We start from the raw sequence: 20,285 nt of genomic DNA on the forward strand, positions 1-20,285 counted from the left end.
GAAAAACACCGCCAGAAAGGCGGTGTTTTTTGAATGGATAAATTAAGGTTTTGCTTTCCAGCTGACCTTTTGCTGCTTCACCAGGGCACCAGATAAAATACAGAGCACGCCGCCTAAGCCTGCAAAGCGAATCGCAGATTGCGCTTGAGCTTCCACTTTAGGTTTTGCGTGGTACGCGATACCTAAGCCCGCCACCGACATCATCACAAGATCGTTAGCGCCATCACCGACAGCAACCGTGTTGTGCTGCTCAATTTCGTATTCATCCGCCAATTCCACCAGGATGTCTGACTTCATCTGCGCGGTAACCACATCGCCAAGTACGTTCCCGGTGAGCTTACCATCAATGATTTCTAACTGATTAGAGCGAGCAAAATCTAAATCGACTTTATCTTTGATGTAATCCGAGAAGTAAGTAAAACCACCGGAAGCAATCGCTGTTTTCCAACCTAGTGCTTTTAACGTTGCGATTAACGCTTCAAAGTCCGGCATAAATGGCAATTGGGAACGAACTTGTTCAAGAATTGACTCATCAGCTCCTTTGAGCTTGCCTACGCGTTGACGCAAGCTTTGCTCAAAATCCAGTTCACCTTGCATCGCACGTTCAGTAACTTCTGCCACCTCATCCCCGACTCCGGCCAATTTTGCGATTTCATCAATACACTCTATCTGGATTGCCGTTGAGTCCATGTCAAATACAATCAAACCTTGGGTTGAGAGATCTGGAACTTCATTAAGCGAGGCGTAATCCAAGTTGAGGCTTTGTAAGATCGTTTCGTGTTGAGGGGTCAACTCTCCTGCCATCAAGGCGACTTCATATTGGCCAACTTTCCACGTTTCTAACACGGGGTTGTAGACACCTGTGAAGAAATCAATGTCTTCAAAATGACGTGGCGAAAGGTATTCTGCAAACACTATCCAGTTTGCTTTTGCTTTATCTAGTTGGGAGGCAAATCGAGTCTCGGGTAATCGTTTTAAAAGTGTCGTATGTTTTCTGATAGGCAAGCTTTTTGACGCGTCCATGTATATAATCCCTTATGACTTTGCTAAAACGTTACCTCAACAAACTAAAAAGGCAAGTCTTTGTTTTATTTTAAATGGATGAGTAAAGAGCATGAGTGAATCCTTGTTCTCAGTAAGGAATGCCCTAAGAATTCTGGCACTAGTCCTACTGTGTGTGATGTTGTTTATCACGATCAAAAACAGTGTTGTGATCAGTAAGGGCAACGAGAAAATTCAAGCACAGCAGCTTGAGACACTCACCAAAGTTTTGATTTCACAGGCGTCTCTTTCTGCCAGTGAAATGATTTTGACCAAAGATCAAGAACGCTTACTTAAGCTGACAAACCAGCTAGCACAAGACCGTTTGGTGTTTGATGCGACAATATATGATGCACAAGGCGTACGTTTAGCGTCTAGTGAAGACGCGCTATCGGTACGCGAAGTTTTAGGCTTAGACACGCCCTTGGCAACAGCTTCCATTGGCCGCCAGCAGTTGGTTGAACCAGTATTTGCCGATGAAGCACTCATCGGTTTTGTTCGCGTTACCTTTGAGACAGGTCGTGTAACCGCGATTTCTGACCACCACTATCGTAAAAGTGATCGCTACATGTACATGATGGTGCTAATGAGTTTTGTGTGCGGCATGTTATTCATTATGATTTTACGTAGACAGCCTATCCGCCGTAAAAAAACGCAAAACCTACTGCTAACCAAATAGTCAGTCGGTAATCGACATCTAATACAAAAACAGCCCGCATTGTGCGGGCTGTTTTTTTAGTTCTTAATGTCAAGAAACTAAGATGACTCTTTGTCGCTTATTCTTCGTCGCCTAGCAATACTGAATCTAGTGCGATTAGCATCATGTCGTTGAATGTTGTTTGACGCTCATCAGAAGTTGTTTGCTCACCCGTTTTGATGTGATCTGATACCGTACAGATTGTCAGAGCTTTTGCACCGTATTCTGCCGCTACGCCGTAAATACCCGCCGCTTCCATTTCAACACCAACAATGCCGTACTTGTCCATTACGTCGAACATTTCTGGATCTGGCGTATAGAAAAGCTCCGCTGAAAACAGGTTACCTACTTTCACATCAATGCCACGTGCTTTTGCTGCGTCTTCTGCCGCGCGAACCATTTTGTAGTCTGCGATTGCTGCAAAGTCATGGCCTTTAAAACGGATACGGTTCACTTTAGAATCCGTACACGCGCCCATGCCGATCACAACATCACGCACTTTGATGTCTTCGTTTACTGCGCCACAGCTACCAACACGGATGATTTTCTTCACGCCGAAGTCTTTAATTAGCTCCGTTGCGTAAATCGAGCATGATGGGATACCCATACCGTGGCCCATAACCGAGATCTTACGGCCTTTGTATGTGCCTGTGTAACCGAACATATTACGCACATCACACACTTGCACAACGTCTTCAAGGAAGGTTTCTGCGATGTATTTTGCACGTAGCGGGTCACCCGGCATCAGTACGACGTCTGCGAATGCACCCATTTCAGCATTGATATGTGGAGTTGCCATTTTCTTTTCCTTAACCTTTCTCTAGCGCTCCGCGCTTAAGGCGATATAAGCCAGAGTATTCTCATTTCCGACAAGCAGTACTTGCATACTGCAAACATAAAACTAGGAGCATTCAGCTCCTAGTTTTCAATATCCTAATTATAGGAAATTCTTACCGTAATCCATTGGAGAAGTACCGAAGTAGCTCGCCAATGTTTGGCCGATGTCTGCGAATGTTTCGCGGCGGCCAAGAGAGCCTGCTGGCACTTTTTGACCGTAAACCAATACTGGGATGTGCTCACGAGTATGGTCAGTACCTGGCCATGTTGGATCACAGCCGTGGTCTGCTGTTAGGATAAGCACGTCATCTTCACCCATCAGTTCTAGCACTTCATTGATGCGACCATCAAAGTACTCAAGCGCTGCAGCGTAACCCGCTACATCACGGCGGTGGCCGTAAGCTGAATCGAAGTCAACGAAGTTAGTGAATACGATGGTGTTATCACCCGCTTCTTTGATCGCTTCTTTCGTTGCTTCAAATAGTGCTGGAATGCCTGTTGCTTTGGTTTTCTTAGTGATCCCACAACCTGCATAAATATCTGAAATCTTACCGATGGAATGAACCTGACCGCCCTTCTCATCAACTAACTTTTGTAAGATAGTCGCTGATGGTGGCTCTACAGATAGGTCACGACGGTTACCCGTACGCTCAAATTGACCTTTACCCGGACCAATGAATGGGCGCGCGATTACACGGCCGATGTTGTAATCTTCTAGTTCTTCACGCGCAATTTGGCAAAGCTCTAGTAGACGATCCAGGCCGAATGTCTCTTCGTGACAGGCGATTTGGAATACAGAGTCCGCAGAGGTGTAGAAGATTGGCTGCCCAGTTTTCATGTGCTCTTCACCCAAGTCATCAAGAACTTGAGTACCAGATGCGTGGCAGTTACCTAGGAAACCGTCAAGACCCGCGCGCTCAAGGATGCGATCCGTCAGCTCTTTAGGGAAGCTGTTTGCTTTGTCTGTGAAGTAACCCCAGTCAAACAGAACAGGAACACCTGCGATTTCCCAGTGACCAGACGGCGTATCTTTACCAGAAGAAAGCTCTGCTGCGTGACCGTACGCACCAATGATTTCTGCATCTGCGTCTAGGCCTGGTGCAAAGCGTCCTGTTGACTCTTTATGTGCCATTGCCAAACCAAGTTTGGATAGGTTTGGCAGGCGAAGTGCGCCTTGACGTTGGTCGTTATCTGCTAAGCCTTTTTCACATTGTTCTGCGATGTGGCCTAGTGTGTCTGAACCTACATCACCAAATTTCTCAGCGTCAGCGGTTGCACCAATACCGAATGAGTCTAGTACTAAAATAAATGCTCTTTTCATTGCTCGTTCCTTAGGCCCACTCGGCTTTTTATTATGGTTGAGTAGGCCTTGTGTAATTACTTGTTCTATTAAATATCTTCTGCACGAATTTGGCGGTAAACCTCTGGAGTTGGTGTGTACTCACCACCTACTTTGATTGCACTGCGCAGTGCTTTTGCCGCTTCTTCCCACTGCTCTTCGCTGCGAGCGTGGATAACGGCAAGAGGTTTATCGCTATCTGCAACTTCACCCAAGCGGATGAACTCGTCGAAACCTACGGCATAGTCGATTTCATCAGTAGCAACACGGCGACCACCACCCATAGCAACGACAGCCATGCCAATAGCACGCGTGTCCATCGCTGAAACAATGCCCGTTTCCGTCGCGTAAACTGGCTTGATAATTTCCGCTTTTTCTAGGTAGTTATCGTAGTTTTCTACGAAGTCTGCTGGGCCGCCAAGACCAGCAACCATCTTGCCGAAGCATGCTGCTGCTTTGCCGTTGTCTAGTGCTTCCATCAATTTCGCACGTGCGTCTTCTGTGTTCTCAGCCAGTTTGCCAAGTACCAGCATTTCTGCACAAGAAGCCATGGTGACTTCAAGTAGGCGTGGGTTACGGTATTCACCCGTTAGGAAACGAACCGCTTCACGAACTTCCACCGCATTACCTGCCGAAGAGGCCAATACTTGGTTCATGTCTGTCAGGATTGCAGTGGTCTTAGTACCCGCACCGTTTGCTACTGCAACGATTGATTTTGCTAGCTCTTCAGACGCTTCGTAAGTTGGCATGAATGCACCAGAGCCGACTTTAACGTCCATCACTAGCGACTCCAGACCCGCCGCCAATTTCTTAGAAAGAATGGAAGCCGTGATCAGAGAAATGTTGTCTACGGTTGCGGTAATATCACGAGTCGCGTAAACACGCTTATCCGCAGGAGCTAGGTCACCGGTTTGACCGATGATCGCCACACCAGCGTCTTTAGTTACTTGCCCAAACACATCGTTGCTTGGTGTGATGTTGTAGCCAGGAATAGACTCAAGCTTATCTAGAGTACCGCCTGTGTGGCCAAGACCACGGCCAGAGATCATTGGTACGAAACCGCCACATGCTGCCACCATAGGGCCAAGCATCAAAGACGTTACGTCACCCACACCGCCGGTAGAGTGTTTGTCGACAATTGGGCCACCAAAGTTCATGTGGCTCCAGTCGATAACCATGCCCGAATCACGCATTGCACACGTTAGGGCGATGCGCTCATCCATGGTCATTTCATTGAAGAAAATCGTCATAGCAAACGCCGCGATCTGACCTTCAGATACGGTGTTATTTGCTACGCCTTGAATAAAGAAGTTGATTTCGTCTGCGGTAAGTACTTCACCGTCACGTTTTTTACGAATGATTTCTTGTGGTAAATACATTAGTGCCTCCCATGCTCTCAGTGAGCCATGGTTAAGTAGGATAGAAGAGGTTTGGTAGCACCCGTTTAGGTGCTACCGTTCAGACATATTATTGGGATTAGTACGCTGCTGGATCAGCAGTTTCGTCTGTCACTTCTAATGTATTTAGTAGGTTAGTTAGCAGGCTAGACGCACCGAAACGGTAGTGACGGGCATCAACCCAGTTGTCACCTAGGATTTCGTCAGCCATTGCTAGGTATGCAGCTGCGTCTTCAGCAGTGCGCACACCACCTGCTGGTTTGAAACCAACAGTTTCTGCAACACCCATGTCGCGAATCACTTCAAGCATCATGCGTGCGTATTCTGGTGTTGCGTTTACTGGCACTTTACCCGTTGAAGTTTTAATGAAGTCAGCACCTGCTTCAATACAGATTTGAGATGCTTTCTTGATTAGTGCTTCTTCTTTTAGTTCACCCGTTTCGATGATCACTTTAAGAAGAATGTCACCACAAGCCTCTTTACATTGCTTAACTAGTTCGAAGCCTACTTTCTCATCACCCGCCATTAGCGCGCGGTATGGGAAAACAACGTCAACTTCGTCTGCACCGTAAGCAACCGCCGCTTTTGTTTCAGCAACAGCGATTTCGATGTCGTCGTTACCGTGTGGGAAGTTCGTTACTGTTGCAATGCGAACCTCTGGCGTACCTTGCTCACGAAGTGTCTTCTTAGCAATAGGAATAAAGCGAGGGTAAATACAAATTGCAGCTGTGTTGCCTACTGCTGTTTTCGCGTCATGACATAATGAGATCACTTTTGCATCAGTGTCATCGTCATTCAACGTAGTTAGGTCCATAAGTTTAAGTGCACGTAGCGCTGCTGCTTTTAAATCGCTCATTTCTATCTCCGATCAATATTCAAAAAATTCACTACTCAGCCTTACATCACGTCTCTAACTATAATCAACAAGTCGAGACAATGTGAGTAAATGGCTAAACAGTCTATTAATGAACGGACTTGGTTCCCTGAAGACTCGGCATATACAGCGAAAATTTCATATGCCAATTGCTATCCTTGTCACCGCACAGTACCAGTTTGGCCTATGGCACAACAATCTATGATTGCGGTGTCTTTAATATCACATCACACAGCAAAACGCCTATTAGATCTGATATTGCTGGGCAAGTCATTTGCCCATCGATTATGTAATATTCATTACGTGATTAAGTATCAACCTTAACCACTATCCTGTGATTAATACATTATAGAGTTTCACCGCAAAACTGTAGCACCAAATAGAGCGCAAACGGTTTGTATCTCAAAATTTCCTAGCCCCTATTCCATCGGCTGCGTAACTCCTAGACTGAGTCCGGCACCCGGTGAGATTTTAGAGCCCGAAAAACGAAAAATGCCCCGCAGCAATCTCTTGCTACAGGGCATGATGTAAAACGGCGTCTATATATTAAGAACCGATTCTAATTATAGTGCTGCAAGGCTTAAGCAGAAGCCTGCAATTGTCGCTGCCATAAGGTTAGACAACGTACCTGCAAGCACAGCTTTAACACCCATGCGAGCGATGTCACTACGACGGTTTGGTGCAAGGCTACCTAGACCACCAAGTAGAATCGCGATAGAAGAAAGGTTCGCGAAACCACATAGTGCGAATGAGATGATAGCTGTTGTCTTCTCAGACATTACTTCACCAGTTGCCGCGATTACTTGAGCGTTTTCACCTAGGTATGGTGTGAAGTTCAAGTAAGCAACGAATTCGTTCACTACGATTTTCTGACCGATGAATGAACCAGCAGTTACTGCTTCAGCCCATGGAACACCGATTAGGAATGCTAGTGGAGAGAATGCGTAACCTAGGATTAGCTCTAGCGTTAGTTCTGGCATGCCGAACCAACCACCGATGCCACCTAGCATACCGTTGATCAGCGCGATTAGACCAACGAATGCGATTAGCATTGCACCTACGTTAAGCGCAAGTTGTAGACCAGAAGCCGCACCGCCCGCTGCTGCGTCGATTACGTTTACTGGTTTGTCGTCGCCGCCGTCCATCGCTTCTTCGATACTTTCGTGAGGCTGGTCAGTCTCTGGGTGAAGGATTTTAGCGAATAGTAGACCACCTGGTGCCGCCATGAATGATGCTGCTACTAGGTACTCTAGTGGAACACCCATTGAAGCGTAGCCCGCGAGTACACCACCAGCAACAGAAGCTAGACCACCACACATTACCGCGAATAGCTCTGATTGAGTCATTTTTGGAACGAATGGACGAACAACTAGAGGTGCTTCTGTTTGACCTACGAAAATGTTTGCTGCTGCTGACATTGATTCCGCACGTGAAGTGCCCAGCGCTTTTTGTAGTGCGCCACCAAGAATCTTGATAACCCATTGCATAACGCCAATGTAGTAAAGAACTGAAATCAGTGCAGAGAAGAAGATCAGTGTAGGAAGAACACGGAATGCGAAGATGAAACCGCCGCCGCCGAATACTTCGAACATCTTGTCAGAAACAAGACCACCGAACAGGAATGATGAACCATCGTTACCGTAGTTGATAACGTTAGAAACACCTGAAGAGAAACCGTTTAGTAGATCACGGCCCCAAGGTACATACAGAACAAATGCACCTAATGCGAATTGGATAGCGAATGCGCCACCCACAGTTCTTAGATTGATAGCTTTTCGGTTATTAGAAAATGCCACTGCAATCGCAAGAAGCACTACCATACCGATTAGGCTCATAAACAGGCTCATAGTTTATGACTTCCTTATAAGTTATTTATTGGCGTGTTACAAAATGGAGCTATAAAGCGGGAGCAATTATACTCATGCAGAATCAATTAAAGTAATGCCAGCCTCACACTTTCCTATAAGATTCATGATTGATTCAGCCAGCTTTGTGAGTTAATTCACAATAAGCAGGAAAACGTTTTCTATTTCAAACCACATCTTTAGATTTTATTCACATATCGAGAAAGCAAAATTGCTATTTTTCCATAACTGAGAGGCAATCGATTGCTTTGAGCCGTTATGCAACTCTACGAGCTCATTAAAGACGTGAATGAGTTTGGCTGGGTGATTCGACTCCCCTTGATATCCAAGTATAGGCATATCCGGTGCATCTGTTTCGATCACGAGATGTTTGAGTGGTAATTTTTGAATTGCGTCGCGCGTTTTCTTCGCTCTTGGGTAGGTGATGGTTCCTCCTACACCGATAAAAAAACCTAATTTGACCCACTCGATTGCTTGCTGATAACTCCCAGAGAAAGCATGTAGCACACCGCCCCGAGGGAGCTTCGCCGCTTTAACCATTTGAATAAGGCGATTGTGCGCTTTTCGGCTATGTAAAATAACTGGGAGTTCGAAGCGTCTAGCCAGTTCAAATTGAACTTCAAGTGTCTTTTCTTGCAACTGTGGGTCAACATCAATGGCAAAATCTAGCCCACACTCTCCTATTGCCACGCACTGGGGAGCATTTTTTTAGATAATGTTCCAATTCAGCAAAGTGCTGCTCGACGTTACCTTCAAGAAAATACGGATGAAACCCAAGGGCGTAATACAAATTGGCATGTTGATCTGCCAAGGTTTGAATACGAGCCCAGTTTTGAGGTCCCACTGAAGGAATCAGAATTCTTGTCACGCCTTGCGTTTGAGCTAGCTCAAGTTGATGTGCAAAGTCACCTTGGAATACATCAAAGTCAAAGTGACAATGGGTATCAAAGAGCTTCATCTTGAGACTTTTTATCTGTACCGACAAACTGAGAATCAGAAAATAGCAGAGCTTCACTGTTCTCTTCATTTTGATGGGCAGGATCTTTTCGATACGGAACGCAGCTGCGTTTTTGATCAGGGGTTAACCCCATCTCCTTGCACCAGTCGTCGTAACGCTTCAATCCTCGTTTAAACCAGTTCATACCTCATCCTTATAAAAAACGCCCTTGGCTAAGTTTATAGCCAAGGGCGTTTTAAAATCTAGTTTGCGTTAAAGCTTACCCAAACCGCTTTTTGATTAGTGCTCACGCGTCGCACGGAAATCAATATCAGGGAAACGCTCTTTCGCCAAGTTTAAGTTAACCATTGTTGGTGCAATATACGTTAGGTTATCACCACCATCCAATGCTAAGTTTGCTTGGTTCTTACGTTGGAACTCATCCAGTTTCTTCGCATCATCACACTCAACCCAACGCGCAGTTGCAACGTTAATGCCTTCATAAATAGCTTCAACGTTATATTCAGACTTCAAACGAGCCACAACAACATCGAACTGAAGTACACCAACGGCACCAACGATCAGATCGTTGTTTTGTAGTGGACGGAATACCTGTACCGCACCTTCTTCTGATAGTTGCACCAAGCCTTTTAGTAGCTGTTTCTGCTTTAGTGGATCTTTCAGGCGAATACGACGAAACAGCTCCGGGGCGAAGTTCGGAATACCAGAGAATTTCAGTGACTCACCTTGAGTAAAGGTATCACCAATCTGGATAGTACCGTGGTTATGCAGACCAATGATATCACCCGCGTAAGCGTGTTCTGCACGTGAACGGTCACCAGCCATAAAGGTTACGGCATCAGAGATACTCACCTGCTTGCCAAGACGAACGTGGTTCATCTTCATACCCTGCGTGTAAGTACCCGATACAATACGCATGAATGCGATACGGTCACGGTGTTTCGGGTCCATGTTTGCTTGGATCTTGAATACGAAACCAGAGAACTTCTCTTCTGTCGCTTCAACTTCACGCTCAACCGCTTGACGCGTTTTCGGTGCTGGTGCCCACTCTGTTAGACCGTCTAGCATGTGGTCTACACCGAAGTTACCTAATGCGGTACCGAAGTAAACTGGCGTCAGGTCACCTGTTAAGAACATTTCCAAATCAAACTCAGGGCAAGCACCCATAACAAGCTCAAGCTCTTCTCGAACACTTTCCGCAAGGCCTGCACCGACTTTTTCATCAAGCTCTGGGTTATCTAGACCTTTGATGATTCGAACTTCTTGAATCTCATGACCGTGACCAGATTCGTATAAAATCGTTTCATCACGGTGAATGTGGTACACACCTTTAAACTCTTTACCACAGCCGATTGGCCACGTGATAGGCGCACACATCATGCCCAATTCGTTTTCTACTTCGTCCAATACTTCCATTGGATCACGAACGTCACGGTCAAGTTTGTTCATAAAGGTCACGATTGGCGTATCACGTAGACGGGTTACTTCCATCAACTTACGAGTACGATCCTCGACACCTTTCGCAGCATCGATAACCATCAAACACGAGTCGACTGCCGTTAGAGTACGATATGTATCTTCCGAGAAGTCTTCGTGTCCAGGAGTATCAAGTAGGTTTACCAGGCAATCATTGTAAGGGAACTGCATCACAGACGTGGTTACCGAGATACCACGTTCCTTTTCCATTTCCATCCAGTCTGATTTTGCGTGCTGTGCATTACCACGACCTTTAACCGTACCTGCTTTTTGAATCGCGTTTCCGAATAAAAGGACTTTTTCAGTAATGGTGGTTTTACCCGCATCCGGGTGAGAAATAATAGCGAACGTTCTACGTTTAGACACTTCGCTTAGAAAAGGTGTATTTGACATGAAACTGGTCTTCTTTGATGTCTGAATGCTTGCTCGAAAAGCAAACACGCTTTTTAGATTCAATATTGCGCGGTATTCTCGCTTATTATTGCCTCAGGGGCAACTGATCGCTTTAGGGGCGACTTCCCTTATGGGATGCGTTAACGTTAGTGAAAGAAGAGATAACTCATGATGATCGCATCTTCTTTTCCCGTGCCAGTTTTCGCAGGGTAATAGTTATGACGTCGATCAACTTCATTGAATCCAGCTTGTTCATAAATATAAATAGCAGGCTTATTACTCTCTCGCACCTCAAGCCAAGCACTCTCCGCTTTTGATTGCTCACAATGTTCTAAGAACGCATCCAACAGTTTTTGACCATAGCCTTTACCCTGAAGATGCGGCGCGATAGCAATATTCAGCAACGTAACTTCACCGACAATATTCTGCGCATAGAAGTAGCCAATCACCATCTCGCCATCGAGCATCACATGATGACATGCTCCACGGCTGGATAAATCACGTACCAAAGACTCTGCCCACGGATGCGAGTGTGCTTGCTGCTCAATTTGCCAAACTTGATCTAAGTGCTCAGCGCACATTGGTAAGATTTTAGTTGTCATTATTTACCTAGGGGTTCATGTGCAATACCAATTGCAGTAAAACGGGGATTAATGCTTATTTGCTCGAATTGTTGTAAGAACAAATCTGTTGCCAAAGTGCACGTTTTTGTTGGGTATTCCCATCCACATCTTGCAACAATGGCGATGTCAGCGGTTTAGTGTCAGGCAATACTTCGGCTTCACACCCAGCAAACCAAACCCACTCAAGCTCGTGCTGGCCAAGTAATGGAAATCGCTCTGGCTCAATATGTAACGCTTGGTCAAGCGTTAACTTCATACTCTTTAGGATGTTTTCAAACAAAACCGCCGTCTCATTCTCTGGACATACCGGAGAGATCAACAGGAGTTTGCAAGAACTTTGCAAATCGATTTTTGGCGATTGGTAACCTGCCAATCTATCTGGGTGTACCAGCTCCCATGTGCTGATGCCCATTTCGTGTAAATACTGTTTCTCGTTAATTGACATTTTCCGTCACCTATTTGAACGAGGGCAATCCTAACAAATAATCGTGATTATACCTAAAGGACTTCAAGGAACACCTCAATACATTGGAATGATTGAACTGTTCTGCCTATGACAATGGCCATACCGTAGGTATAACATATGAGGTACATTATGAAATTCTTACCTACACTGCTGCTTTGCGCACTGGTAGCCGCCACCAGCATGAGTGTTTTTGCTAATAGCAGCGATGAGTGGGAGCTGATTGCAACGAAAACCGTCAAATTCCAAACAGAAACGGATACCGTGACACCAAATAGCCTATTTCGAAATCGCAGCTTCAGTAAAATTAAACTGAAATGTGTGCAGGGCACGGTAGACATTAACGACTTAAAAGTCTTGATGACGGACGGTAGTGAGAAAAAGCTAACCTCTATGGGTGTGCTAACAAGTGGATTATCGACTCGTGCATGGAGCCTTCCTGGCTCAAAAGAAGCGAAGCTAAAACAGATTGAAATGACTTACAGTAGTTGGGGCAGCAGAAAACTCAATGTTTTAGGGCTAAGTAAGAAAGCAAAAATAGAGGTTTGGGGTAAGAAGAAAAGTGACCAGTCATCCTAATCTCCCTATCTCAGTTTTCAATGAACTAAGAAAGAAGCCCACTGAGTTAGTGGGCTTCTTTCATTTACAGTTCAGAGAACTCTGGCGCGTAATCTATGCGTCCGGAGCGTCCGGCACATTGACCTTCGACCAACTCTGCGATACGAAATGCACCTTTAGGAACATCCCAAGCGCATTCGAATCCCATCTCGTCGCATGATTGAAAACCCTGGCGCGCGTAATAATCAGGATCACCCAACACCACACACACTGGATAGCCAAAATCACGCAGTGAATCAAAACCTTCTTTGATCAACTCTGCAGCGATGCCTTGGCGACGGTAATCTTCATGAACAGCCAATGGCGCCAGCCCTTGCCACGACAAATCTTCACCATTTAAGGTCACTGGGCTAAATAAAGCATGGCCTATCACCTCTCCCTCATCTGTACACGCGACTAAGGAAAGTGTGAATTTGCTGTTTTCGCGCAAACGCATCACAAGCTTAGCTTCAGCTTCCGTCGGGAAGGCGTGTTTCAATAAGCGGTCAATGGTAAGAATGTCCGCAGGGGCTTCAGTTCGAATAAGCATTCGCTACTCCGGTTGGTTGTGCAGGCGCTTGAACTCCTTTCTGAACAAAATCAGCCAATTGATTCAAGGCGACTTGCATTGCTTTCGGTAACTGCTCTAAGTCGACACTGTCCATTAAGTTTTTCACTTCTAAGCCAAGCTCAGTATCGCCTTCAATTGAAAGGCGACGTTGGAAGAACAGTGTGTCAGGGTCTTCTTTACGACCAGCAATCAGTACTAGGTCGTTTAGATTACCACTAAAACTCACATCTTCCTGAACTGGTTTTTCAGCTACCACTAATTTTTCGTCTTGATAGCTGATGTACCATGCTAAGTTCAAGTCTTTAATCGCAACTTTTAACCACTTGTCTTCAAGGAACTCAAAGTCACCATCTTCCAAGGCTTCTTTAAACACCATTTTTAGCCCTTCCAGCAATGCTTTTTGCTGAATTGGCTGTGGTAATAACTGGACTGGAGAACGCAAAATGTTGGCTGCGTTCTTTACTAGTTGACTGCGAATCTTGTTTAACACGTTCATTATCCGTTACTTTGTCATTAGGTTGCCTATATTAAGCAATCGTGGCAATGAGATTACTGTTATGTATCAATAAAGTGCTTATTTTAGATTGGTGGATTATTGTTCACTAACGCTTCTTTTTTTGAAGTTACGTGTATTATTGATGCGAACAGGTGGATAAACACTTTTACAACCGTATTTTCAAAGTTATAGTTATCTGAGCGTATCCATGTGATTGTCGACTGTAAAGTTAAAACCGCGAGCCCTTTAATGGCAAGCGATACTGTGACTTGATAGTAGACCGCCGCAGGCTTATCAGGGTGTCGCTTTTTATACACGGACGAATAATCTGGCTCATTGGAGATCGGTAATACCCTAATGCCTTCCCAGCAATTAAAACATTGGTTTGCCACGCTAACCTCAAATAGCCCTTTCTTCTTTGCCATTCTTGATAAAAAACACAATTATCGAATGGTAAGTGACCGTTACTGCGATATCGCAGGTTTAAGTCATGAGGAAATCATCGGCTTAAACGATTGCCAGGTACTGGGTGAGCAGTTTTATAAAAAGCTGGCCCCTTACTATCAGCGTGCATTCAAAGGAACGCATGTCGAAGCCGAAATCACCCTCGATGAAACCGACCTTGAAACCAGCCTGCACTTTAGTCTGTCACCGGTTTTTGAAGGTAACGAAATTCGCTTTGTCGTTTTTCACGCCGTGGATACTTCAGAAAAGCAGATCCTCGTACGCTCCTTAGAGGAGTCCGAAAGTAAGTTTGCGAAATTAACACAACTACTGCCTGACGGTCTGCTGCTTATCGAAGATGACATTATCATCTCTGCCAACCCTGCATCAGCACGCCTTCTGGGACTGAACTCTCCCCATGAGTTGCTAGGCGAAGAGCTCAGCCGTTTATTCATCGATGAAAACAGCAAAAAAGTGTTTAGTCATCGTTTGAGTACATTAATTTCTGACAAGCCTTTTGTTTGCTTAACCAGCGCGAGATGTGGCTTTGAACGAAAAGTTCAGTTACACGCTGATTCCACGGCGATATTAGGCAGCGAGTCTCAAATCATCTTGATCCAAGACGCTGACGATACACCTAAGAATTTGTCTTCTGCATCGAATGAAGACATACATATTGATTCGCTCACCAAACTGTACAACCGCTTTGGTTTTACCAAACGTTTGGAACAGCTGATCAAAAAGCAAACGCCGCTTCTGGTGTTCTATTTGGATATCGATAACTTCAAAAACATTAATGATTCACTTGGTCACCACATTGGCGATAAAGTGATTCAAGAGGTATCGGCCCGTCTTAAACGATTACTGCCAAATCAAGCGATTATTGGTCATTTGGGTGGCGATGAGTTTGGCGTCATTCTGCCAGAACCAGAAAATACCCGCATGGCTGAAATTTTGTCAGATCGTATTATCTCGTTGATCAACCAGCCTTTCGACTTGCACCACTTCAGTAAACGCCTTGCGTGCTCAATTGGTAGCGTTCGTTACCCTGAAGACGGGCAAGATGCGAGAATCCTGCTACAAAATGCCGATACTGCGATGTATGAAGCCAAAGATCGTGGCCGAAATCGCTTGATCAAATTTAACGACCAGATGAACAAAGAAGCGCGCATGCGTTTGTGGCTTGAAATCGAACTGCAAAAAGCATTGCAGCAGAACGGTTTGGAGGTGTGGTATCAACCAAAGGTTAACGCGCGTGACTTCAGCATTAACGGTGCCGAAGCGCTCGTTCGTTGGAAACACCCCGTCGAAGGTTACATTAGCCCAGGTTCATTCATTCCTGTCGCCGAGCGTGCAGGGTTAATCGAACACCTTGGACGCGTCGTGATGCATGATGTTTTCAATACGGTAAAACGTTGGAAACAACAAGGCATACTGCCAGGTCGTGTCGCTATCAACCTCTCTCCCGAGCAATTTGGTAACCCACAGCTGATCGACTTTATGGAAAAGTTGCTTCGCACTACCGAGCTTGATCCAAGCTGCATTACCTTCGAGCTAACCGAAAGTGCCGTGATGAGTGATAGCGAACATACACTGCAAATGCTGAATGCGATTAAGAAACTGGGCTTCGCCCTCTCTATCGATGACTTTGGTACTGGTTACTCTTCCCTTTCCTACTTAGCGCGCTTCCCTATCGACGAGCTGAAAATCGACCGCGCGTTTATTAACGATATCGACACGCTACCCAAACAGGTCACTGTGATTGAAAACATCATTAATCTGGGTAAGTCACTCGACTTGACGGTCGTTGCCGAGGGGGTGGAAACCCACCAGCAAGCTACTTTGCTCTCTAACCTTCAATGTAATGCGATTCAAGGATTCCATTTTTATCGCCCACAGCCAAAACATGAAATTGAAGAGCTGTTTGTACAGAATCGTCGTCACAAGAACTAACCCCGACTCGATATCCTTACTCTCAAGGGGTAAATATCGACTTTATTGAGCTAAACCTAACTTAGGTCAATTTCGCTATTCATAATTCTTCATAAAATGCGGACACCTTTTTATTCTCAATGATTGTGAGCATATGGAACTCTTGTGTCCCGCGGGTAACCTGCCTGCGTTAAAAACTGCGATTGATTGCGGTGCCGATGCCGTCTACATTGGCTTCAAAGATGATACCAACGCCCGTCACTTTGCTGGCCTCAACTTTAACGGCAAAAAGTTAGAAAAAGCGGTGCAATACGTTCACGACCGCGACAAAAAAATTCATGTCGCGTTGAATACCTTCGCTCATCCCAATGGCTTCGAGCGCTGGACGAACGCGGTAGACAATGCAGCGGCACTGGGTGTGGACGCGTTGATTGTTGCAGACATTGCCGTGCTGGAGTATACAGCTCGCAAATATCCCGATCTGGAGCTACACCTTTCAGTGCAAGCATCAGCGACCAACGTCGCAGCCATTGATTTTTATAAACAGAACTTCAACGTAAAACGTGTGGTACTACCTCGCGTCTTATCGATTCATCAGGTCAAACAGCTTTCGCGCAACATCACTAGCGATGTCGAGCTAGAAGTCTTTGCTTTTGGTAGCCTTTGTATTATGTCCGAAGGCCGTTGTTATTTGTCATCATACATGACGGGTGAGTCACCAAACACTGTGGGTGCCTGTTCTCCTGCCAAATACGTTCGTTGGCAAGAAACTGAACAAGGTCTTGAGTCTCGTCTAAACAATATCCTAATTGACCGCTACTGCGCAGGAGAAAACGCGGGCTACCCTACACTTTGTAAAGGTCGTTTTGAAACAGAAATTGATGGTGAGAAAAAACGCTATCATGCTCTGGAAGAGCCAACCAGTTTGAACACCCTTTCGATGCTGCCAGAACTGTTTGCCGCTAATGTCGCGTCTGTAAAAATTGAAGGGCGCCAACGCAGCCCAGCTTACGTAGAGCAAGTCACTCGAACATGGCGAGCCGCGATCGATCGCTACCAAGCCAACCCAGAAGCTTACCAAGTTGAAGCCGCATGGGATGCGACGCTCGCAAATGTGTCAGAAGGAACGCAAACCACCCTAGGTGCTTACCACCGTAAATGGCAGTAGAGGTTAAGATGGATAACTCAATGAAATACGCACTTGGCCCACTACTCTATTTTTGGCCAAAACAAGATGTAGAAGCCTTCTACCAACAAGCAAAACAAAGCTCTGCAGACATTATTTACCTGGGTGAATCGGTTTGCTCTAAACGCAGAGAAATGAAACCAGCCCACTGGTTGGAAATCGCCAAAGACTTATCTGCCTCTGGCAAGCAAGTCGTTATCTCTACGATGGCGCTACTGGAAGCACCGAGTGAAGTAAACATCATGAAGAAGTACATCAATAACGGTGACTTCGCCATTGAGGCTAATGACGTATCGGCGGTTCAATTAGCATCAGAGCATAAAGTGCCTTTCGTCGTTGGTCCTGCAATCAATACTTATAACGCACACACGCTCAACTTATTTTTGAAGCAAGGTATGATGCGTTGGTGCATGCCTGTCGAGCTCTCTCGCGAATGGTTAAACGATACTTTAGTTCAGTGTGACGAGCTTGGTATTCGTAACAAGTTTGAAGTTGAGGTATTTAGCCACGGTTATTTGCCTTTAGCATATTCCGCTCGCTGTTTCACAGCCCGAGCTGAAAACCGAGCGAAAGACGATTGCGAAACCTGCTGTATCAAATACCCTACGGGTATCCAGGTCAGCAGCCAAGAAGGGCAAGAAGTCTTTAACCTTAACGGCATTCAAACGCAATCAGGGTATTGTTACAACCTGATCAATGACTTACCAAGCATGCAAGGGCTGGTTGATGTGGTCCGATTAAGCCCTCTGGGTGTGAGTACACTTTCTGAGTTAGAGCATTTTCGCTCAAACGAGCACGGCGACAACCCTGAAAAACTCGAAAGCCGCCAATGCAATGGCTATTGGCATCAGCTAGCTGGCTTAGAAGTAAAAAACATTTAGCTCCCCAAAAAGAAAAGCGAGGCCCAACCTCGCTTTTCTCTATCAGCCATTATTAACAGGCTTGCACTGTTGGCTCAGCCGAAGCTTCGTTTAGCAGCTTTTTCACATCCCGCCACAACATACTGACCACGACTAAACTCAGCGCAATATTGGACAATGGGAAAGCCAGCCAAATGCCTGTCACGCCAAACAGTTTCGGCATAACGAACAAAAACGGTAGTTGAACCAACATGTTGCCGAGTGTCACAAACATGGCTTTGCTGCCTTTGTTTACCGATTGGTAGTACGCAGCCGCCACGACTAAAAAGCCATCTAGAAACAACGCAAACATGTGTAAACGAATCCCGATCACCGTGCTATCAATCAACTGTTGATCAGCATTGTTAAACACCGAGACCAACTCGTACGGGAAAAGGTTCATCAAACCAACAAACGCCACACCACCAAGCACAGATGTCCCCATTGCGACTTGCAGTAATTTTCTGACGTTCGCCTGGTTGCGCGCCCCGTGATTGAAACTCACTAGAGGTTGCATACCGTTCGCGATTCCCTCTGCAATCAGATAGTAAACCGTCACGATGTACCCCAAAATGGCGTACGCTCCGATCAACATTGCACTTCCGTACTGAGCAAATAATGCGTTGTGCATTGCCACCATCACAGAGCCGTACGCGTACATAAAGAAGCTAGATGTACCGATCATTATAATCTTTGGTGCAACATCAACTTGAACCTTAAAGTCACTGATTCGAAGGCGTAAGGTCGCTTTTGAAGTAAAGAAGTAACCAATACCAAGCACGGTTACCACCAATTGTGCCAGCGCTGTAGCAATGGCCGCTCCGGTTAACTCCCACCCTAACCAAGCAATAAATACGTAGTCTAATACAATATTAATGACAGCACCGATGACCATCAGCATCGTTGCTAAATTCGGGCTGTCGTCATTGCGTAAAAGAAATGGAACCGCGATAGAGCCTAGTGTAAATACGCACGCGACAATCAGAATATGCAGATATTGCAGCGCGAGTTCAAACACTCGCCCTTCCGCCCCCTGCCAGCGAATAAATTCATCTGAAAAATAGAACAATATGGTAGCAACGACCGGCATCAATATCGCCAACAACCCCAATCCGGTCGTTAAAATACGCTTCGCGCCCTCATGATCGTTTTCTCCTTGCTTAATCGACGTTAGCGCACCAGTCCCCACCCCAATCATCATCCCTATACCAAGGATAGAACCGATGATCGGCCACGCAACATTGATCCCTGCTAATCCGTCAGCACCAACATAACGGCCAATAAAAATGCCATCAACTATTTGATATAAAGAGTAATCACATAAAAAATTTTGTTAGTTGGATGGGTGAGTGGGTGAGTAAGCCCGTATCAGTTAGGGTTTAAATAAGAAGTCTCCTACTACCCCCCCAAAAAAGCCAACTAACAAAAAAAATTTTGTTAGTTCTCTATTCTTTGCTTTCTCTCTTTACCTCATCCCTGTCTGTAAATATTGTATACCAGAAGTATTGGCACTTTCTGTTAGTGTTATTCTAGTACGACATTGGCACATGAATGTGCCAACACCATAAGTAAGTTTACTATTTCTGTTAGTTATCAATTAAACTGATTGAGCCATTACTGAGTGCAAGCACTCATTCGCTAGGCATCAATAACTTTCCTTGACAACTTTTCTACTTCATCAATCAACAAACTAGATAAACTTACCTGTCTTTTATTAACTGCTGTTTCTGTAGTGATTGCTTCTCTCAATACCTTTTCACTGCCCAAAAAATACAGAGACTTTTCTGCTCTAGTAATTGCAGTGTAAACCCAAGAGTTATCCATAACTCGACTTCTAAAAAGTGGAACTATCACCTGTTCGAACTGACTTCCTTGAGCCTTATGTAACGTAATAGCATAAGCCAACTCCAAGTCATCAATGTGATTATAAGTAACGTCAATTACAGCACCCGTATCTGTTTCGACCTTTACTATTGCTTTAACAAGATCATGATTACAGACCTCAATAATCTTACCTAAAGTGCCATTCTGAATATCAAGCTTGTAGTCATTTTTCGTAAAGATGACAGGATCATTAAGACGCAACCCAACATCCTCAAACTCACCATCAAATAAAAGAAACACCTTCTTACCGTATGGATTTTTAATTGCTTGGCAATGCTCATTGATTTCACGAGTCAACTTTCTGGTCGGAGTG

At 45.2% G+C, this 20,285-nt stretch carries 18 protein-coding genes and 2 pseudogenes; 5 read left to right on the forward strand and 15 right to left on the reverse strand.

The features are described from left to right. Nucleotides 1–42: 42 nt before the first annotated feature. Complete coding sequence (serB, locus tag P4S59_RS12180; protein ID WP_046875038.1) at nucleotides 43–1,023, reverse strand: phosphoserine phosphatase; 981 nt, start codon at nucleotides 1,021–1,023, stop codon at nucleotides 43–45. A gap of 91 nt (nucleotides 1,024–1,114) precedes the next feature. On the opposite strand from serB, the gene P4S59_RS12185 reads away from it, so the two are divergent. Beyond that, nucleotides 1,115–1,720, forward strand: coding sequence for a YtjB family periplasmic protein (locus P4S59_RS12185; RefSeq protein ID WP_337168464.1), 606 nt, complete (start codon nucleotides 1,115–1,117; stop codon nucleotides 1,718–1,720). A gap of 97 nt (nucleotides 1,721–1,817) precedes the next feature. Here the strand turns inward: P4S59_RS12185 and deoD are convergent, their stop codons facing one another. The 10 genes and pseudogenes from deoD to P4S59_RS12235 all read right to left on the reverse strand — a co-directional run bounded on the left by deoD (nucleotide 1,818) and on the right by P4S59_RS12235 (nucleotide 11,945). Continuing rightward, a complete protein-coding gene (gene deoD, locus P4S59_RS12190) occupies nucleotides 1,818–2,537 on the reverse strand; it encodes a purine-nucleoside phosphorylase (RefSeq protein ID WP_006742381.1) in 720 nt (239 codons plus the stop codon). A 138-nt stretch (nucleotides 2,538–2,675) separates the two neighbouring features. Beyond that, nucleotides 2,676–3,896: a phosphopentomutase gene (locus P4S59_RS12195; RefSeq protein WP_047008941.1), complete on the reverse strand. Its 1,221-nt coding sequence runs from the start codon at nucleotides 3,894–3,896 to the stop codon at nucleotides 2,676–2,678. Nucleotides 3,897–3,964: 68 nt separating this feature from the next. Beyond that, a complete protein-coding gene (gene deoA / locus P4S59_RS12200; RefSeq protein ID WP_048625940.1) occupies nucleotides 3,965–5,293 on the reverse strand; it encodes a thymidine phosphorylase in 1,329 nt (442 codons plus the stop codon). Nucleotides 5,294–5,390: 97 nt separating this feature from the next. Next, entirely contained in the window at nucleotides 5,391–6,167 is a 777-nt protein-coding gene (deoC, locus tag P4S59_RS12205; protein WP_006742378.1) for a deoxyribose-phosphate aldolase, read from the reverse strand. 581 nt (nucleotides 6,168–6,748) lie between these two features. Further along, nucleotides 6,749–8,032, reverse strand: coding sequence for a NupC/NupG family nucleoside CNT transporter (locus P4S59_RS12210; RefSeq protein ID WP_006742377.1), 1,284 nt, complete (start codon nucleotides 8,030–8,032; stop codon nucleotides 6,749–6,751). 204 nt (nucleotides 8,033–8,236) lie between these two features. Continuing rightward, nucleotides 8,237–9,008, reverse strand: a pseudogene (locus P4S59_RS12215) (TatD family hydrolase). Next, nucleotides 8,995–9,192, reverse strand: a complete 198-nt coding sequence (locus tag P4S59_RS12220; RefSeq protein WP_046875042.1) for a DUF5363 family protein — start codon at nucleotides 9,190–9,192, stop codon at nucleotides 8,995–8,997. Before P4S59_RS12220 ends, P4S59_RS12215 begins: the two are co-directional and overlap by 14 nt. Before the next feature lie 95 nt (nucleotides 9,193–9,287). Continuing rightward, nucleotides 9,288–10,877 carry a peptide chain release factor 3 gene (prfC, locus tag P4S59_RS12225; protein ID WP_012841453.1) on the reverse strand — a complete coding sequence of 530 codons (1,590 nt, stop codon included), beginning with the start codon at nucleotides 10,875–10,877 and terminating at the stop codon, nucleotides 9,288–9,290. A 146-nt stretch (nucleotides 10,878–11,023) separates the two neighbouring features. After that, entirely contained in the window at nucleotides 11,024–11,479 is a 456-nt protein-coding gene (gene rimI / locus P4S59_RS12230; protein WP_005394641.1) for a ribosomal protein S18-alanine N-acetyltransferase, read from the reverse strand. 55 nt (nucleotides 11,480–11,534) lie between these two features. Then, the gene (locus P4S59_RS12235; protein ID WP_005394642.1) at nucleotides 11,535–11,945 is read right to left on the reverse strand and encodes a DNA polymerase III subunit psi; all 411 of its coding nucleotides are present in this window, start codon (nucleotides 11,943–11,945) and stop codon (nucleotides 11,535–11,537) included. 150 nt (nucleotides 11,946–12,095) lie between these two features. On the opposite strand from P4S59_RS12235, the gene P4S59_RS12240 reads away from it, so the two are divergent. Then, complete coding sequence (locus P4S59_RS12240; RefSeq protein WP_053809238.1) at nucleotides 12,096–12,542, forward strand: hypothetical protein; 447 nt, start codon at nucleotides 12,096–12,098, stop codon at nucleotides 12,540–12,542. A gap of 64 nt (nucleotides 12,543–12,606) precedes the next feature. On the opposite strand, the gene P4S59_RS12245 is transcribed toward P4S59_RS12240, so the two are convergent. Together P4S59_RS12245 and ubiT are read right to left on the reverse strand one after the other, a co-directional pair. Continuing rightward, the gene (locus tag P4S59_RS12245; RefSeq protein ID WP_012841450.1) at nucleotides 12,607–13,110 is read right to left on the reverse strand and encodes a GNAT family N-acetyltransferase; all 504 of its coding nucleotides are present in this window, start codon (nucleotides 13,108–13,110) and stop codon (nucleotides 12,607–12,609) included. After that, complete coding sequence (gene ubiT, locus P4S59_RS12250; RefSeq protein WP_005394645.1) at nucleotides 13,094–13,621, reverse strand: ubiquinone anaerobic biosynthesis accessory factor UbiT; 528 nt, start codon at nucleotides 13,619–13,621, stop codon at nucleotides 13,094–13,096. Before ubiT ends, P4S59_RS12245 begins: the two co-directional genes overlap by 17 nt. Nucleotides 13,622–13,984: 363 nt before the next feature. Between ubiT and P4S59_RS12255 the strand changes: the two genes are divergently transcribed. From P4S59_RS12255 to P4S59_RS12265, 3 genes are all read left to right on the forward strand, one after another. Further along, nucleotides 13,985–16,024, forward strand: coding sequence for a sensor domain-containing protein (locus P4S59_RS12255; protein WP_337168465.1), 2,040 nt, complete (start codon nucleotides 13,985–13,987; stop codon nucleotides 16,022–16,024). Between the two features lie 133 nt (nucleotides 16,025–16,157). Beyond that, nucleotides 16,158–17,171, forward strand: coding sequence for a ubiquinone anaerobic biosynthesis protein UbiU (gene ubiU / locus P4S59_RS12260; protein ID WP_337168466.1), 1,014 nt, complete (start codon nucleotides 16,158–16,160; stop codon nucleotides 17,169–17,171). Between the two features lie 20 nt (nucleotides 17,172–17,191). Then, entirely contained in the window at nucleotides 17,192–18,070 is an 879-nt protein-coding gene (locus P4S59_RS12265; protein ID WP_085342718.1) for a U32 family peptidase, read from the forward strand. A 52-nt stretch (nucleotides 18,071–18,122) separates the two neighbouring features. On the opposite strand, the pseudogene P4S59_RS12270 reads toward P4S59_RS12265, so the two are convergent. Together P4S59_RS12270 and P4S59_RS12275 are read right to left on the reverse strand one after the other, a co-directional pair. Further along, nucleotides 18,123–19,397 (reverse strand): annotated as a pseudogene (locus P4S59_RS12270) (MATE family efflux transporter); the annotation flags it as partial. A gap of 329 nt (nucleotides 19,398–19,726) precedes the next feature. Next, a complete protein-coding gene (locus P4S59_RS12275; protein ID WP_337168467.1) occupies nucleotides 19,727–20,269 on the reverse strand; it encodes an ATP-dependent RecD-like DNA helicase in 543 nt (180 codons plus the stop codon). Nucleotides 20,270–20,285: the final 16 nt, after the last annotated feature.

This window comes from Vibrio sp. M60_M70 (assembly GCF_037162085.1).
Lineage (GTDB): Bacteria > Pseudomonadota > Gammaproteobacteria > Enterobacterales > Vibrionaceae > Vibrio > Vibrio diabolicus.

Bases quoted from the DNA above. Each gene is read 5' to 3' on its own strand.
- P4S59_RS12240 (WP_053809238.1), top strand. From the start codon at position 12,096: ATGAAATTCTTACCTACACTGCTGCTTTGCGCACTGGTAGCCGCCACC.
- serB (WP_046875038.1), bottom strand. From the start codon at position 1,023: ATGGACGCGTCAAAAAGCTTGCCTATCAGAAAACATACGACACTTTTA.
- deoA (WP_048625940.1), bottom strand. From the start codon at position 5,293: ATGTATTTACCACAAGAAATCATTCGTAAAAAACGTGACGGTGAAGTA.
- P4S59_RS12210 (WP_006742377.1), bottom strand. From the start codon at position 8,032: ATGAGCCTGTTTATGAGCCTAATCGGTATGGTAGTGCTTCTTGCGATT.
- P4S59_RS12195 (WP_047008941.1), bottom strand. From the start codon at position 3,896: ATGAAAAGAGCATTTATTTTAGTACTAGACTCATTCGGTATTGGTGCA.
- rimI (WP_005394641.1), bottom strand. From the start codon at position 11,479: ATGACAACTAAAATCTTACCAATGTGCGCTGAGCACTTAGATCAAGTT.
- deoC (WP_006742378.1), bottom strand. From the start codon at position 6,167: ATGAGCGATTTAAAAGCAGCAGCGCTACGTGCACTTAAACTTATGGAC.
- P4S59_RS12220 (WP_046875042.1), bottom strand. From the start codon at position 9,192: ATGAACTGGTTTAAACGAGGATTGAAGCGTTACGACGACTGGTGCAAG.
- P4S59_RS12185 (WP_337168464.1), top strand. From the start codon at position 1,115: ATGAGTGAATCCTTGTTCTCAGTAAGGAATGCCCTAAGAATTCTGGCA.
- prfC (WP_012841453.1), bottom strand. From the start codon at position 10,877: ATGTCAAATACACCTTTTCTAAGCGAAGTGTCTAAACGTAGAACGTTC.
- P4S59_RS12235 (WP_005394642.1), bottom strand. From the start codon at position 11,945: ATGTCAATTAACGAGAAACAGTATTTACACGAAATGGGCATCAGCACA.
- ubiU (WP_337168466.1), top strand. From the start codon at position 16,158: ATGGAACTCTTGTGTCCCGCGGGTAACCTGCCTGCGTTAAAAACTGCG.
- P4S59_RS12245 (WP_012841450.1), bottom strand. From the start codon at position 13,110: ATGCTTATTCGAACTGAAGCCCCTGCGGACATTCTTACCATTGACCGC.
- P4S59_RS12255 (WP_337168465.1), top strand. From the start codon at position 13,985: ATGCCTTCCCAGCAATTAAAACATTGGTTTGCCACGCTAACCTCAAAT.
- deoD (WP_006742381.1), bottom strand. From the start codon at position 2,537: ATGGCAACTCCACATATCAATGCTGAAATGGGTGCATTCGCAGACGTC.
- P4S59_RS12265 (WP_085342718.1), top strand. From the start codon at position 17,192: ATGAAATACGCACTTGGCCCACTACTCTATTTTTGGCCAAAACAAGAT.